This window comes from Micromonospora sp. WMMD1155 (assembly GCF_029581275.1).
Lineage (GTDB): Bacteria > Actinomycetota > Actinomycetes > Mycobacteriales > Micromonosporaceae > Micromonospora.
Map to the genome: position 1 here is coordinate 6,453,030 of NZ_CP120742.1, position 16,414 is coordinate 6,469,443.

Below are 16,414 nucleotides of genomic sequence, written 5' to 3' on the forward strand. Positions count from 1 at the left end.
GAGAGCGCTCTCTCGCCTGACCTTCCCCCCAATTCAGACGCATCGCGTCGGAGCCGGAAACGGCCACACCCGGCGCGCGATGGAGGCACCATGAAACCTCCCGTCCCCCACCGCCGATGGGCCCTGGCCGCCGTCACCGCCCTCGCTCTGGTCGTCGGCGGCCTCACGATCCCGGTCACCCGCGCGGCCGAGGCCGCCCCCGTCGGCGCCGGCAGCTACACCACCACCCCGGTCGGCCCGCTCCCCAGCGGGTGCGGCGCGATGTCCAGCAACCCCCGCCAGTTCGCCACCGCCAACGCGCCCGCCGGCCCGATACCCACCAACGACTGGTGGTCGTCGCTGCTGTGGAAGCGCACCGACTGCTCGTTCAGCGAACCCCTGCACGCACACCCGATCTCGTACGACACGTTCGGCGACGGGTTGGGCTTCTCGGCGAACTCCACACCCGCCATCAGCGGCACCGCGACCGGTGTCGGAGAGTTCCACTACCCGTACGTGCAGGACATCCGGGTCGGCGTCGCCGGGCTCGCCGCACCCCAGGTCAAGGTGGACGGCTGGACGGACTGGACGGTCAGCCCGCACTGGAGCGACGGCGCCCGCACCCTGCGCGCCACCATCGGCCACGGCCTGCCCTTCGCGTACTTCCAGGCCACCGGCGGCAACGCGTCGATCAGCACCGCCGGCACCCCGGACGTCTGGTCGAACAGCGGCGCCACCATCGGCTTCCGGGTCAACGGCCACGACTACGTCGCGTACGCCCCGAGCGGCGCGACCTGGACCGTCGCGTCCGGCCGGATCACCTCCACCCTGGCCGGCCGAGGCTACTTCTCGGTCGCCCTCCTGCCACCGACGTCGAGCACCACCGAGCGCGCCGGTCTGGCCGCCACCTACGGCCAGTACGCGCACGCCCACGTCACCGGCACCCAGGTGTCGTACGCGTACAACCCGGCGACCAGTGGCCTGACCACCACGTACGCGTTCACCACCACCGCCCGGGAGGGCATCGCCACGCAGACCGTGGTCAGCCTCTACCCGCACCAGTGGAAGTCGCTCAGCGGGTCCACCGCGATCACCCCGACCTACCCGTCGGCGCGCGGCCGGATGAAGGTGCTGACCGGCGTCAACCAGTTCCGCACCGCGATGAAGTTCCAGGGCGTCCTGCCGGAACTGCCGGCCGTCGGCGACGGCAGCGGGAGCGACCTGGCGACGCTCACCAGCCAACTGGCCGCCGTCCGCGGCAATCCGATGGACCAGCGCGGCAACGACACCTACTGGACCGGCAAAGGGCTCGGCCGAGCCGCCCGGATCGCCGAGATCGCCGACCAGGTCAACGACACCGCGACGCGCGACAGCGCGCTGAACGCGATCCGCAGCACCCTCACCGACTGGTTCACCGCGTCCAGCGGCAAGACCAGCCGGGTCTTCTACTACGACGACAACTGGGGCACCCTGATCGGCTACCCGGCGTCGTACGGCTCCGACCAGGAACTCAACGACCACCACTTCCACTACGGCTACTTCATCGCCGCCGCGGCGACGCTCGCCAAGTTCGACCCGGCGTGGGCCGCCACCAGCCGCTACGGCGGCATGGTCGACCTGCTGATCCGCGACGCCAACAACTACCGCCGCGACGACACCCGCTTCCCGTACCTGCGGGACTTCGACATCTACGCGGGCCACGACTGGGCGTCCGGGCACGGCTCGTTCGGCTCCGGCAACAACCAGGAGTCCTCGTCGGAGGGGATGAACTTCGCCAACGCCCTGATCCAGTGGGGGCAGACGACGGGTGACACCGCCGTCCGCGACGCCGGCGTCTTCCTCTACACCACCCAGGCGGCGGCCATCCAGGAGTACTGGTTCGACGTCAGCGACCAGAACTTCCCCGCCGCCTTCGGCCACTCAACCGTCGGCATGGTCTGGGGCAGCGGCGGCGCGTACGCCACCTGGTTCAGCGCCGAACCGGAGATGATCCAGGGCATCAACCTGCTGCCGGTCACCGGCGGACACCTGTACCTGGGCAACAACCCGGCGTACGTGCGGACCAACTACGCCGAACTGGTCCGCAACAACGGCGGGCAACCGACCGTGTGGCAGGACATCCTGTGGCAGTTCCAGGCGCTCGGTGACCCCGACGCCGCCCTGGCGAACCTGCGGGCGAACCCCGGCTACACCCCGGAGGAGGGCGAGAGCCGCGCGCACACCTTCCACTGGATCCGCAATCTCGCGGCGTTGGGCACCGTCGACACGACGGTGACCGGCAACCACCCGTTGTCGGCGGTCTTCTCGCGCAACGGCGCCCGCACCTACGTGGCGTCGAACCCGACCGCCACACCGATCACCGTGACGTTCTCCAACGGCACCACACTGAGTGTGGGCGCCGGCAAGACGGCCACCACCGGGGCGTACACCTGGAGTGGCGGCAACGCGGCCGGCGGCGTACCCCCGACGACGCCGACGGATCCCCCACCGACGACGACCCCGCCGCCGACGACCACCCCACCGCCGTCCACCGGCGGTCCGACGCGGTACCTGCTGCCCGGAGGCGGGTTGGGCGCCGCCGGTGGCGCGGCCACGACGACCGTCGCGGCGGCCAACGGCAACCACGACGGTACGCCCACCAACGCGCAGGTCTTCACGGCGACCGGCCTCAACCTCGCCTACTCCGGCGGGCAGACCGCGTTCGACCTGTTCGTGGACGCGGGAACGGCGGTCGGCAACGGCGTGCAGGTGCGGGTCTCCTACGACCTGACCGGCAACGGCAGTTGGGACCGGGTGGAGACATGGCGCTACTTCGCCACCGACCCCGTCGCGGGCTACGAGCACTACACGCAGCACGCGGGCCTGGCGTCGGCCACCGGCACGTTGGGCGCGCTGAGCAACGGCAGGGTCCGGGTGGAGGTCTGGTCGGCGATCGGCAACAACCCCAGCACCCTGGGCCTCGGCAACCAGTCGGTGCTGCGGCTCCCGTACTCCTGACCGGACCGGCCGGTGCGGAGGACTGCTGGTCCTCCGCACCGGCCGGCGTCTGTCAGGAGGCGGTGCAGGTGGGCGTCATGCCGGCCCCGCTGCCCGTGCCCTGGAAGCCGAACTCGGCGACCTGGCCGGCGGTGAGTCGGCCGTTGTAGTCGACGTTGGCGAACCGAACCGTGCCGCTGGAGCCGCTGGCCGTCGCGCTCCAGGTGTTGGTGACGCTGGCGCCACCCGGGAGGGTGACGCTGACGTTCCACCCGTTCGTGCCGGCCGAGCCGGCGGTCACCTTCACGCTGGCCACGAACCCGCCGTTCCACGAGTTCAACGACACCGACGCCGAACACCCGCCGGTGGTCGGCGGCGGGGTGGTGGGCGGTGGGTCGGTGGGCGGCGGCGTGGTCGTCGGCGGGGTGGTCGGGATCCCCGGGCCGGCGTTGAGCGCGTTCAGCACGTTCGTGTACGCGGCCTTCTTGTTGCCGTTGCAGTCGAACAGCAGCGCGTTGTCCGAGCCACGCCACGAGTCACAGTCGCGCACACCCCACACCGTGATGCCGGTGCAGCGGGACACGTTCATGCAGGCGCGGGTGACCGCGCCGAAGATGTTGGCCTGGTTGCCACCGGTCATCACGTCCAACTCGGTGATCTGCACGTCCACACCGAGGTCGGCGAACCGCTGCAGGTTGGCCTGGTAGTCGGACGCCAACGAGGTGCCCAGGTGCGACTGGAACCCCACACAGTCGATCGGCACACCACGGGACTTGAAGTCCCGCACCATGTTGTAGATCCCCGTCGACTTCGCGTTGATCCCGTCGGTGTTGTAGTCGTTGTAACACAACTTCGCACCCGGATCCGCCGCGTCCGCCGCCCGGAACGCCGCCTCGATCCAGTCATTACCCGTACGCTGCAGATTCGAGTCACGACGCCCACCCGAACCACCGTCGGCGAACGCCTCGTTCACCACATCCCACGAATGGATCTTCCCCCGGTAGTGCGTCGCCACCTGGGTGACGTGGTTGATCATCGCGTTGCGCAACGCGCTGCCCGACATACCCTGCGCCCACCCCGGCTGCTGCGCGTGCCACAACAACGTGTGACCGCGCACGCTCATGCCGTTGGCCTGGGCATGACTGACCAGACGATCACCACTGGAGTGGTTGAACACGCCCTGCTGCGGCTCGTTGGAGGCCCACTTCATCTCGTTCTCGGCCACGACACTGTTGAACTCACGATTCAAAACCGTCGTGTACGTGCTGTTGGACAGCTTGTTGACGGCGACGGCCGCACCGAAGTAGCGGCCCTTCTCGGCCGCCGACGCCCCGAGGGTCGTGCCGGCACTGGCCCCGGTGGTCATCGCCATCGTCATGCCGCTGGCGAGAGCGCCGGCGACCGCGACGGTCACCGCCGCTCGCAGGACTTTTCTGTGATTCATGCGGATTCCTTGTCTGTGGTGGTTCGGCGGTGGGGGCGCAGCGCCCGAAGCCGCGCCCGTGACGTCGGCGAGCCGCATCGGCGATGCCCGGCGACCGATGCCCGCGTACGACGGCGGTGGTGTCCCAGGTCCGGCGAGACATGACAGCGAGCCCGGTAGCCGTCACGGCACCACTGCTGGGAGTCCTGACGCGACGTCCGGCATGCCCTGGGCGGACGTCACGTTCCGAGGTGCGGCCGGCCGACTCGCCCGGTGAGCCACGTGGGTGGCCGCCCTCAACCATCGACTGTGAGCGATAACATGCGGTTCGTCAAGTCGTGACGAGGCGCAGCGGGATCGCGCGCTGGCGGCCGCTGTCACGGGCTGGTGCCGGAGCCGTGCGACCACGACTCCGGCACCGCACGTCACTGGAACGAGGCGTCGTCGACGAGCAGGCTGTCGGTGCCCGCCGCCGTCTCGACGTAGAAGGTGGCGTTGGTGAGCGTGCCGCTCCACGACGGGGTCGCCGTGCCGGTGAGCAGCGTCCAGCCGTTCACGTTGACAGCGGTCGCCGGGGTGAGCTGGAGGTAGCTGGTCGTGCCGTTCGCGGTCAGCGCCAGCGTCGCCTTCGCGGACGGCGTACCGCTCTGCGCGCGTACCCAGACGTTCGTGGTGTAGCTCTTGCCGTTGGTCATCTTCGCTGTCACGTCCTGGCTGGGGCCGTTCCACGCCGAGGTGCGCCCGGTGATCGACAGGGAACCGGCGCCACCCCGGACGACCGACGTGTTCCGGGAGATCGTCCCGCTGCCGTTCACACCCCAGCCGGTCGTGCCGTTCTCCACGTCGCCGTTGGTGAGGACGTTCCCGCCGCCACCGGTGCCGCCGTCGAACTGCCACCAGTTGATGTTGAACAGGTTGCCGCTGCCGCCGGCGAAGCGCAGGTACAGGTCGCGGGTGCCGGTCGCGCCGCTGATCGCGCAGGTGGTGCTGGTCCAGGTCTGCCAGCCGCCGGTGCCACCGACGGTGCAGGTGCCCACCGTCGGGCCGGTGGCGCTGTCGAGGCGTACCTCGATCCGGCCGCCGCTGGTCGCCGAGGCGACCCGGGCGGTGAACGAGGTGGCGCCCGTGCCGAACGCGACACCCTTGACCTTGATGTAGTCGCCGTTCTCGATCCAGCCGACGTTCATCCCGCCCTCGCTGGACACCTCGGTCTCGATGCCCGAGCCCCAGGCGATCGTCTCCGCCTCCTGCCGCACGTACGGATTCAGCGTGCCCACCTGCGGTGCGCCGGTGGTGGTCATGTTGATCGTCGGGATGGTGCCGTTGGAGTTGTAGGTGAACTTCTCCACGGCCACCGAGCGGGTGTAACCACTACCGCCCGGCAACGCGCCGTTGTGATAGAAGAAGTACGATCCGCCCTGGAAGTCGATCACACCGGCGTGGTTGGTGAAACTCGCGCCCTGCCGCGGCATGATCGTCCCCCGGTAGGTCCACGGCCCGGTCGGACCGGTCGCGGTCGAGTACGCGATGAACTCCGAGCAGCACTCCGCCGCGAACACGTTGTAGTACAACCCGTTGCGCTTGAACACCCACGGGCCCTCCTCGTAGAGGGTCGGTCGGCTGGCGTTGCCGTTGCGGGTGCCGAAGCCCGCCGTGGTGAGCGGGATCCGGGTCGCGCTACCCGAGTACGAGATCATGTCGGCGTTCAACCGCACGTACCACAACCCGGGGTTACCCCAGTACAGGTACGCCTGCCCGTCGTCGTCGATGAAGACGGACGGGTCGATTTCGTTGTTGCCGACCAGGGGCCGGCCGATGGCGTCGCGGAACGGGCCGGTCGGGCTGTCGCCCACCGCGACCCCGATGACCATCTGCCCGTTCGAGCGCTGACGCACCGGCACGTACCAGTAGAACTTGCCGTTGCGGGCGATGACCTGGCCCGCCCAGGCGTTGGCGTCCGCCCAGGAGAACGTGGCCAGGTTCAACGGCGAGCCGTGGTCGGTCCAGTTCACCATGTCGGCCGACGACCACACCCGCCATTCCCTCATGGTGAAGTACGTCGAACCGTCCTCGTCGTGACCGGTGTAGAGATACACCCGGCCGTTGTGCACCAACGGCGCCGGATCGGCGGTGTAGATGTGTTGGACGATCGGATTGTCCGCGCGGGCGGCACCGGCCGGCAGCACTGCCAGGACGCAGACGAGGCCGGCCAGCCAGGCGACGGCGCGCCTGACCCGGGTCGTGGTTCTCTCACTCACCTTCACTGTTGCTCCCACAGAGAGTGCGCGGTGCACGGGTTCGGATCGACGAGCCACCCTGCCGGTCGAGCGGGGTCACCGCGCGCACACCGAGCCGCACGGCCGGCAGCCGTGTTAGCGCTAACAGATCTTGCTTGAATGCCCCTCCCCGCGTCTGACCTCGATTTTTGGGTGGTTCGGAGGAAAGTCGTAACCGCATCGCCACATCGATGTATCGACGTTGACATCCACGATCTACGATGCACCGTACTGAGCGGCGGGGCGAGCGTCAACGGCTCCCGTGACGGTGGGTCACGACGCACCGGCCAACCTCTGCGGCGGCGTCGGCTCCCGGCCCGCCCGCGACCCCACCCGGCCACCGTGCACAGCACGCCCGCGACCCGACGGACCACTCCGAGTGGCCGGCCCGACGATCCGGGGGTTGCGGGCATGTTAACGACCAACTATGTTAGCGATCACATTGATGTGCCGCGATGACGTACCGGGACGGGCACCGGACGCCTCCGACGGCAGCACCCTGCGACACGCGACCCGCCTCCTGCGCGTCGACACCCTCAGTGGCGGTTCGAGTGCCGCTGACCGGCAGGACGCCACCTTCCGGATCACCACCACGCAGCACCCTTGGAGGTTCCATGCCACCCCCGCCGCTCAGCCGCCGCCGCCTGCTGCAGGCCGCCGGAGCCACCGTGGCGCTCTCCGCAGCCGGTACCGCCGTCACCCCCCGCAGCGCGACCGCGGCCATCGTCCCACCGGTCCGACCCGACCTCGGCGTCTCGGCGTACCCGTTCGACCTCGGCCAGGTACGGCTCACCTCCGGCCGCTGGATGGACAACCAGACGCGGACGCTCAACTACCTGCGGTTCGTCGACGTCGACCGGATGCTCTACAACTTCCGCGCCAACCACCGGCTCTCCACCAACGGTGCCGCCACCAACGGCGGTTGGGACGCGCCGAACTTCCCGTTCCGGACCCACATGCAGGGGCACTTCCTGACCGCGTGGTCGTACGCGTACGCGGTGCTCGGCGACACCACCTGCCGGGACAAGGCGAACTACATGGTGGCCGAGCTGGCCAAGTGCCAGGCCAACAACTCCGCCGCCGGCTTCGGCGCCGGATACCTGTCCGGTTTCCCGGAGTCCGACTTCACCGCGCTCGAAGCCCGCACGTTGTCCAACGGCAACGTGCCCTACTACTGCATCCACAAGACCCTCGCCGGGCTGCTCGACGTCTGGCGGTACACCGGCAACACGCAGGCCCGTACGGTGCTGCTGGCGCTCGCCGGCTGGGTCGACACCCGGACGAGCCGGCTGAGCTCCAGCCAGATGCAGTCGATGCTGGGCACCGAGTTCGGTGGGATGAACGACGTCCTCACCGACATCTACCAGCAGACCGGCGACTCCCGGTGGCTCACCACCGCGCAGCGGTTCGACCACGCCGCCGTCTTCAACCCGCTGGCCAACAACCAGGACCAACTGTCCGGACTGCATGCCAACACGCAGGTGCCCAAGTGGATCGGCGCGGCCCGGGAGTTCAAGGCCACCGGCACCACCCGCTACCGGGACATCGCCGGCAACGCGTGGAACATGACGGTCAACGCGCACACCTACGCGATCGGCGGCAACAGCCAGGCCGAGCACTTCCGGGCGCCCAACGCGATCGCCGGGTACCTCAGCAACGACACGTGCGAGCAGTGCAACACGTACAACATGCTGAAGCTGACCCGGGAGCTGTGGCTGCTCGACCCGAACCGGACCGACTACTTCGACTTCTACGAGCGGGCCCTGATCAACCACCTGATCGGTGGGCAGAACCCGGCCGACAGCCATGGCCACATCACCTACTTCACCCCGTTGCGGCCGGGCGGGCGGCGGGGCGTGGGACCGGCGTGGGGCGGCGGCACCTGGAGCACCGACTACAACTCGTTCTGGTGCTGCCAGGGCACCGGCCTGGAGATCAACACCAGGCTGATGGAGTCCATCTATTTCTACAACGGGACGACCCTGACCGTGAACCTGTTCACGCCGTCGGTCCTGACCTGGTCGCAGCGGGGCATCACGGTCACCCAGAGCACCACCTACCCGGTCGGTGACACCACCACCCTGACCCTGTCCGGGGCGATGAGCGGCTCGTGGAGCATCCGGGTGCGGATCCCGGCCTGGACGACCGGCGCGACGATCGCCGTGAACGGCACGGCGCAGAACGTGCCCACCACGCCGGGCAGCTACGCGACGGTCACCCGTACCTGGGCCGCCGGGGACACCATCACCGTGCGACTGCCGATGCAGGTGGTCATGCGGGCCGCCAACGACAACAGCTCGGTGGCCGCGGTGACGTACGGGCCGACGGTGCTGGCCGGCAACTACGGCAACACCACGCTGAGCGCCCTGCCGTCGCTCACCGTCTCCTCGATCACGCGGACCAGCACCAGCTCGCTGGCGTTCACCGCCAGCGCCAACGGGTCCACCGTCAACCTGGCACCCTTCCAGGACGCCCACGGCTACAACTACACGGTCTACTGGAACACCAGCGGCGGTGGCAACACCGGCGGCAGCCACCGCCTGGTCAACGTGGGCACCGGGCTCGTCCTCGGCATCCAGAACATGTCCACCGCCGACGGCGGCCTGGCCGTGCAGTGGGGTGACAGCGGCACCGCGGACCACAACTGGGTGATGGTGACCGACGGCAACGCGGTCCGGTTCCGCAACGTCCACAGTGGCAAGGTGCTGGGCGTGGAGAACATGTCCACCGCCGACAACGCTCGGGTCCTGCAGTGGGCGGACAACGGCACCGCCGACCACCGGTGGATCCTGGTGGACAACGGCGACGGCACCTACAAGATCCGCAACGTCCACAGCAACAAGCTGCTCGGCATCCTGAACGGGTCGACCGCCTGGGGTGCGCAGGCCGTCCAGGACTCGGACAACGGCAGCGCGGACAACCGGTGGAGGCTCGTCCGCAACGCCTGACATCCACCCCGCTCGACGTCTCACCGGCGCGGCCGACCCGGTCGGCCGCGCCGGTGACGCCGGGCGGGCGGGCGGCGGCGGTCGTACAGTGGAACAGGTCCTGGCCCCAGTGATCGTGGCGGACATGTCGGCTCCCACCGCCTTGCCGCCCGGAAGGAGCACAGTGAACCGCCTCCTCCGCACCACGCTCGGCGGCGCGCTCGTCGTGGCCCTGCTGGCCTCCGTCGCCGTCAGCCCCGCGCAGGCGCACCCCGCAGGCCCGCCACCCACCGTCCTCGCCCTGCCCGACGGATTCCAGCCCGAGGGCATCGCCACCGCCGGGAAGTACGCCTACTTCGGCTCCCGCGCGACCGGCGCCATCCAGCGCGTCGACCTGGTCACCGGCCGGGGCACGACGATCAGCGCAGCCACCGGCACCCCGTCGCTGGGCCTCAAGGTCGACAGGCGCGGCCGGCTGTTCGTCGCCGGTGGCACCGCCGGCGACGCCCGCGTGCTCGACACCCGCACCGGTGACGTGCTGGCCAGCTACCAGTTCGCCGGCGCGCCGACGTTCGTCAACGACGTGATCCTGACCCGCGACGCCGCCTACTTCACCGACTCCAACCGCCCGGTGCTCTACCGGCTGCCGCTCGGTCGCGGCGGCGCGCTGCCCCCCGCCGACGGTTTCACCACCATCCCGCTCACCGGGGCGTACGAGCAGGTCGGCACCGGCGTGAACCTCAACGGCATCACCACCACACCGGACGGTCGGGCCCTGATCGTCGTCCAGTCGAACACCGGCACGCTGTACCGGGTCGACCCGCTGACCGGCGTGAGCACCGCCGTGGACGTGCCGGGCCAGACCTTCACCAACGGCGACGGTCTGCTGTTGCTCGGCCGCACCCTCTACGTCGTCCAGAACCGCCTCAACCAGATCGCGGTCGTCACGCTGAACCGCGCCGGCACCGCCGGAACGCTCACCGCCGTCATCACCGACCCGAACTTCGACGTGCCCACCACCGTCGCCACGGCGTTGGGCCGGCTCTACCTGCCCAACGGCCGCTTCACCACACCACCGACCCCGACCACCCCGTACACCGTCGTCGCGGTCCGCGCGCGCTGACCGACCCCCGGGGGTACGCACGGCGCGCGTGCCCCGGGGGGACCCGCGCGGGGTCGGCTCTTCGCCCGCCGCGAGTACGATCACTGCCACCGCGGCGACGACAGTCGCCTCCCCCACCCGGAGTGCGCGTGGCCGACCGTCAGTCCCGATTCCCGCGCCGAGCGTCGGCCGTCTGCCTCCTGCTCGCCGCCGCCGGGCTCCCGGCCGGCCCGCCGGCCGCCGACACCACGGACACCGCCCGACCCACGGTCCTGCGGATGCTCCAACTCAACCTCTGCAACAGCGGTCGGGCCGGTTGCTACACCGGCCGGTCGATGGCCGTCGCCGCCGAGGTGATCGACACCGAGGCACCCGACCTGGTCACCCTGAACGAGATCTGTCAGGGCGACGTCCCCGCCCTGCGGCGCGTGTTCGCGGCCGTGCACCCCGGGCGGGCCGTGGTGTCCGCGTTCCAACCGGCCGGGGACCGGCCCAGCGGCGCCGACACCCGGTGCCGCAACGGTCAGCCGTACGGCGTCGGGCTGCTGGCCCGCGTGCGGACGCCGGGCACCCCGGATGCGGTGTACCGCGGCATCCACCCGACGCAGGACCTCGCCGACCCAGAGGAGCGCGCCTGGCTCTGCGTCGACGTCGACCGCAGGCTGCTCGCCTGCACCACGCACCTGGCCAACACCAGCTACCGGGTGGCGCTCGCGCAGTGCGGGCACCTGCTCGACACGATCCTGCCGACGATCCGCGGGGGCACCGGCGCGGTGCTCGCCGGTGACCTCAACCTCCGTGCCGGCGTCGACCCGGACGTGCGCTCCTGCACCCCGCCCGGCCACCAGCGGGTCGACGACGGCGCGCTCCAACACATCGTGGCGACGGCCGGCGTGACGATCTGTTGTCGCAGGTCGGTGCCCATGCGCGAGGCGACCGACCACCCGGGGCTGCTGGCCACCCTCGTCGTCGAGGACCGGCCACCGACCTGAGGCCCGGCGTCAGCGGGGCGGCGTGTCCCGGCGCGACGGGAACGGGGTGCCCGGCTGACCGAGGGTGGAGTGGGCGCGCAACCCGACCGGGTCCGGGGCGGGCGTCGCGGCTGCCGGCTCCGCGACCCGACGCCCGCTGAGGTACGCCGAGGCGGCCCGGTCGTCGTCCGTCGGAGCGGCCAGCAACGCGTAGAGCAGGCCGACCACCCCGAAGATCACCGCCAGCATGATCGGCACCAACAGGCTGCTCACGCCGGCACCGGTCACCTCGCGGCCCGCACCCTCGTGGCGGTGCACCGACAGGGCGCTCATCCCGGTGAAGTGCATCCCGTTCACGGCGACGCCCATGACCAGCGCGGAGGCGAAGACCGCCATCCCCCGACGGACGGTCATCGCGAGCCACAGCGCGACGGTGGACGCCACGACGGCGATGACCACGGAGAGCGCGACGCGGACGGCGTCATACCCGAGAGTGCCGTTGAGGCGCATCGCCGCCATGCCCGTGTAGTGCATGGCGGCCACGCCGGCCCCGGTGAAGACGCCACCGGCGATCAGTCGGAAGGCGTTCAACCGGCCGGTGCCGACGATGGCCAGACCGATACCGACCGCCACCACCGCGATGATCGTGCTGGCCACGGTCAGCGGCACGTCGTAGCGGATCCGGGTGTTCTCCACCGCGAACCCGAGCATCGCCATGAAGTGCATCGCCCAGATGGCGGTGCCGCCCAACGCCCACGCCGACAGCAGGCCCCACCACGCCCGCTGCCCGCTCGTCCGTGCCGTACGGATACGCCCGGCGCAGACCAGACCGAGGACGGAACCGAGCACGGACAGCGCATAGCTCAACGCCGGCGTGATCCACCCGTACTCAAAGTGATTGATGTCCCCCACTGCTGCCTTCTCCCCCTCGTTACCGGCGCGTCAACAAAGCGCTCGGGCAATGATCAGGGGTGCCGTGATCAGGCGCAATAGCACCTCCGGCCCTATTCGAGGGGGCCGTGGCGGTGACCGTCCGACGCGTCGATTCGGCAGCGATGGCAACTGAGCGTGATGGTCAGGCCGAGGTGTGGTAGGCCAGGACACCCCGGTTGATGGCCGCGATCGCCTGCCGTGCGGTGGATCGCAACTCCGGCGGGGCGCCACCGGAGTCGGCGAGTTGACCCAGCAGGTCGACCACCTGCCGCGCCCACCTGACGAAGTCACCGGCGGGCATCTCACCGTCGATCTCGTGACCGCTGCCGAGCACCTTGGCCAGCGCCTCACCCCGGGCCCACCGGTAGACGGGCCAGGCGAACCCGAGATCCGGCTCCCGGGTCGCGGCCAACCCGCGCGCCGCCTCGTCGGCCTCGATCTCCCCCCACAGCTTCAGCGTCTCGTCCACCGCGTCGGCCACCGGCCCGCGGGGCAGTGACGCCCGCTCGTCGACGTCGCGGCGCGCCTCGAAGACCACCACGGACACCGCCGCCGCCAACTCGGCCGGCGACAGCCCGTTCCACACCCCCCGGCGCAGGCACTCGGCGACCAGCAGATCCGCCTCGGTCCAGATCCGGCCGAGCATCCGCCCGGCGTCGGTGACCGCGCCGTCCCGGGCGAGGTAGCCGCGCTCGGTCAACAACGCCACGATCCGGTCGAAGGTCCGGGCCAGCGACCCCGTCCGTCCGGACACCCGCTCGCGCAACTCCTCGGTGTCGCGCTCCAACCGGCGACGCCGCTCCGCCCAACGGGCGTGGTCCTCGCGCTCCGGGCAGGCATGGCAGGGGTGCCGCCGCAACTCGGTGCGCAGCTGGGTCAGCCGGTGGTCCTCGCCGGTCACCTGCCGGGAACGGCCACCCCGTCGACCGCCGTGCCGGTCCAGGCCGGTGCCGCTCACCTCGGCGGCGAGATCCCGCCGGGCCGCCGGCGAACGGTGGTTGAAGTGCTTGGGCACCCGGATCCGCGCCAGCACCTCGGCGGGAGTGGTGAAGTCGCCGGGGCTGACCCGCCCCGCCCAACGATCCTGGGTGAGCACCAACGGCCGGGGCTCACCGAACCCACCGGTCGCCGGGTCCAACACGACGGCCAGCCCGGCCCGCCGGCCCGACGGCACCCGGATCACGTCGCCGACGCGCAGCCGCTCCAACGAGGCCACGGCGGCGGCCTTGCGCTGGGTCTGCCCCTGCCGGGCGATGGCCTTCTCCCGATCGGTGATCGCCACCCGCAACGCGAAGTACTCGTCGAAGTCGCCGTGGTGGCAGGCGGCCTCCGCGCCGTACGCCTCGATGGTCTCGGTGTTGCGCTGCACCTGCCGCGCCAGGCCGACCACCGACCGGTCCGCCTGGAACTGGGCGAACGAGGACTCCAGCAGGGCCCGGGCCGGCTCCGCGCCCACCGAGCCGACCAGGTTCACCGCCATGTTGTACGAGGGTCGGAAGCTGGAGCGCAGCGGGTAGGTGCGGGTGGACGCCAGCCCGGCCACGTGCCGGGGGTCGGTCTCCGGGGACCACACCACCACGGCGTGCCCCTCCACGTCGATGCCCCGGCGGCCGGCACGCCCGGTGAGCTGGGTGTACTCCCCCGGGGTCAGGTCGACGTGCGCCTCGCCGTTGTACTTGACGAGGCGCTCCAGCACGACACAGCGGGCCGGCATGTTGATGCCCAGCGCCAGGGTCTCGGTGGCGAAGACCGCCTTGACCAGGCCACGGACGAACAGCTCCTCGACGACCTCCTTGAACACCGGCAGCATGCCGGCGTGGTGGGCGGCCAGACCACGCTCCAGACCGTCGAGCCACTCCCAGTAGCCCAGCACGGTGAGGTCCTCGCCGGGGATCGCGGTGACCCGCGACTCGACGACCCGGCGGATCTCGGCGCGCTCCTCCGGGGAGGTCAACCGCAACCCGGCGGCCAGACACTGCTGCACCGCCGCGGCGCAACCCGCCCGGCTGAAGATGAACAGGATCGCCGGTAGCAGACCCTCCCGGTCCAGCCGGTCGACGATGTCCGGGCGCAACGGGCCCCGCCAGCGCGGGCCCCGCCGACCGGCGCCCGGCCCCGCGCTGCGGCCCTCGCCCAGCTCCAGTCGCCGCGCGGTCTCCCGGGTGTAGCGCAGCAGCTCCGGGTGCACGTCGTGCTTGCGGGCGGCGTCGGCGTCGTGGAACAGGTCGAACATCCGCTTGCCGACCAGCATGTGCTGCCACAACGGCACCGGCCGGTGCTCGCTGACCACCACCGCGGTCTCACCGCGTACGGTGACCAGCCAGTCGGCGAACTCCTCGGCGTTGGAGACGGTCGCCGACAACGAGACCAGGGTGACCGAGGCGGGCAGGTGGATGATCACCTCTTCCCACACCCCACCACGGAACCGGTCGGCCAGGTAGTGCACCTCGTCCATCACCACGTACGCGAGGCCCTGCAGGGTGCTGGAGCCCGCGTAGAGCATGTTGCGCAGCACCTCGGTGGTCATCACCACCACCGGCGCGTCGCCGTTGATCGCGTTGTCGCCGGTCAGCAGACCGACCTGCTCCGCGCCGTACCGGGCGACCAGGTCGTGGTACTTCTGGTTGGACAACGCCTTGATCGGGGTCGTGTAGAAGCACTTGCGCCGGGTCGCCGCGCCCTCACCCACCGGGTCGCCGGGCCGCCCGCGCAACGCCAGGTGGACCGCGAACTCACCGACGACCGTCTTGCCGGCGCCGGTGGGGGCGCAGACCAGCACACCGCTGCCCCGCTCCAGCGACTGGCACGCCTCCCGCTGGAAGTCGTCGAGGTCGAAGCCCAGGTCAAGGGCGAACTCCTCCAGCGCGGGAAACTGTGAGGCCTGCGCGGCCCGACGACGGGCCTCCGCGTACCGCTCGGCGGGACTCGACATGAGACCAAGATTAGTGCGTGCCGGGACAGGACACCCCACAAGGCCGTCCGGAGGTGCCGTCGGGGGCGGTCGGTAGGGTGCACGGCGTGCCGGACCATGCCGAACCGCCCAAGACCAGTCCGCCGGGCAGCGCCGAGCGCCGGGCGTCCCGACGCCCGGTGAAGGCCGTGCTCTTCGACTTCCACGGCACGCTGGCACAGGTGGAAGAGCCCCGACAGTGGGTGCGGGAGGCCGCCGCGGCCTGCGGGGTCACCCTGGACCACGTCCGCGCCACCTCGCTGGCCGACCGGCTGCTGACCGCCGGGCGCGCCGGTGGCCCGCTGCCGGCACGGGTGCCGCCCCGCCTGGCCGAGCTGTGGGCCGACCGGGACCTCTACCAACACGCCCACCGGGGCGCGTACACCGGGCTGGCCGAGACCGTCGACGCGGGCATCGACGGCTTCGCCGACGCGCTCTACGAACGGCTGCTGACCGCCGACGGGTGGCTGCCGTACGCCGACACCGCCCCCACGCTGGCCGCGCTACGCGACGCCGGGGTGCCGGTCGCCGTGGTCAGCAACATCGGCTTCGACCTGCGGCCGCACTTCGACACGTGGGGGTTGACCGACCTGGTCGACGCGTTCGTGCTCTCCTACGAGGTGGGGCGCTGCAAGCCCGACCCGGCGATCTTCTGGCGTGCCTGCGGGATGCTCGGCGTCGACCCGGAGCAGACCCTGATGGTCGGCGACACGTCCGCCGACGCGGGAGCGGTGGCCGCCGGCTGCTCGGTGCTGGTGCTCCCAGCCGCCGAGCCGGGCCGGGAGAACGGGCTGGGGGCCGTGCTCGACCTCGCCCGAGCGGCCTGACACACGCCGTACAGGCTGGTCGGCGGGTCTCCGACACGCCGATACCCCAC

General features: G+C 70.8%; 9 protein-coding genes. 5 read left to right on the forward strand and 4 right to left on the reverse strand.

What is annotated here, in order from left to right:
* Positions 1–90: 90 nt before the first annotated feature.
* Positions 91–2,976: a glycosyl hydrolase gene (locus tag O7617_RS29485; protein WP_282259581.1), complete on the forward strand. Its 2,886-nt coding sequence runs from the start codon at positions 91–93 to the stop codon at positions 2,974–2,976.
* Positions 2,977–3,028: 52 nt separating this feature from the next.
* Here O7617_RS29485 and O7617_RS29490 read toward each other — a convergent pair whose 3' ends face one another.
* Both O7617_RS29490 and O7617_RS29495 read right to left on the reverse strand, forming a co-directional pair.
* Positions 3,029–4,399 (reverse strand): endo-1,4-beta-xylanase, encoded by a 1,371-nt coding sequence (locus O7617_RS29490; RefSeq protein ID WP_282259582.1) that lies wholly within the window; start codon positions 4,397–4,399, stop codon positions 3,029–3,031.
* A gap of 404 nt (positions 4,400–4,803) precedes the next feature.
* On the reverse strand, positions 4,804–6,561 hold the full coding sequence (locus O7617_RS29495; RefSeq protein ID WP_282264902.1) for a family 43 glycosylhydrolase: 1,758 nt from the start codon (positions 6,559–6,561) through the stop codon (positions 4,804–4,806).
* A gap of 707 nt (positions 6,562–7,268) precedes the next feature.
* On the opposite strand from O7617_RS29495, the gene O7617_RS29500 reads away from it, so the two are divergent.
* From O7617_RS29500 to O7617_RS29510, 3 genes are all read left to right on the forward strand, one after another.
* Complete coding sequence (locus tag O7617_RS29500; RefSeq protein ID WP_282259583.1) at positions 7,269–9,602, forward strand: beta-L-arabinofuranosidase domain-containing protein; 2,334 nt, start codon at positions 7,269–7,271, stop codon at positions 9,600–9,602.
* Between the two features lie 163 nt (positions 9,603–9,765).
* Positions 9,766–10,704 carry a superoxide dismutase gene (locus O7617_RS29505; protein ID WP_282259585.1) on the forward strand — a complete coding sequence of 313 codons (939 nt, stop codon included), beginning with the start codon at positions 9,766–9,768 and terminating at the stop codon, positions 10,702–10,704.
* A 128-nt stretch (positions 10,705–10,832) separates the two neighbouring features.
* On the forward strand, positions 10,833–11,675 hold the full coding sequence (locus tag O7617_RS29510; protein ID WP_282259586.1) for an endonuclease/exonuclease/phosphatase family protein: 843 nt from the start codon (positions 10,833–10,835) through the stop codon (positions 11,673–11,675).
* 9 nt (positions 11,676–11,684) lie between these two features.
* On the opposite strand, the gene O7617_RS29515 is transcribed toward O7617_RS29510, so the two are convergent.
* Positions 11,685–12,566 carry an MHYT domain-containing protein gene (locus O7617_RS29515; protein ID WP_282259588.1) on the reverse strand — a complete coding sequence of 294 codons (882 nt, stop codon included), beginning with the start codon at positions 12,564–12,566 and terminating at the stop codon, positions 11,685–11,687.
* 163 nt (positions 12,567–12,729) lie between these two features.
* Entirely contained in the window at positions 12,730–15,519 is a 2,790-nt protein-coding gene (locus O7617_RS29520; protein ID WP_282259590.1) for a DEAD/DEAH box helicase, read from the reverse strand.
* An 86-nt stretch (positions 15,520–15,605) separates the two neighbouring features.
* Between O7617_RS29520 and O7617_RS29525 the strand changes: the two genes are divergently transcribed.
* Positions 15,606–16,364: an HAD-IA family hydrolase gene (locus O7617_RS29525; protein ID WP_282259592.1), complete on the forward strand. Its 759-nt coding sequence runs from the start codon at positions 15,606–15,608 to the stop codon at positions 16,362–16,364.
* The last annotated feature ends 50 nt before the right edge of the window (positions 16,365–16,414 follow it).

What these genes read in the sequence shown, in the direction of transcription:
- O7617_RS29485 (WP_282259581.1), top strand. Translation starts at nt 91, where the DNA reads ATGAAACCTCCCGTCCCCCACCGCCGATGGGCCCTGGCCGCCGTCACC.
- O7617_RS29490 (WP_282259582.1), bottom strand. Translation starts at nt 4,399, where the DNA reads ATGAATCACAGAAAAGTCCTGCGAGCGGCGGTGACCGTCGCGGTCGCC.
- O7617_RS29500 (WP_282259583.1), top strand. Translation starts at nt 7,269, where the DNA reads ATGCCACCCCCGCCGCTCAGCCGCCGCCGCCTGCTGCAGGCCGCCGGA.
- O7617_RS29520 (WP_282259590.1), bottom strand. Translation starts at nt 15,519, where the DNA reads ATGTCGAGTCCCGCCGAGCGGTACGCGGAGGCCCGTCGTCGGGCCGCG.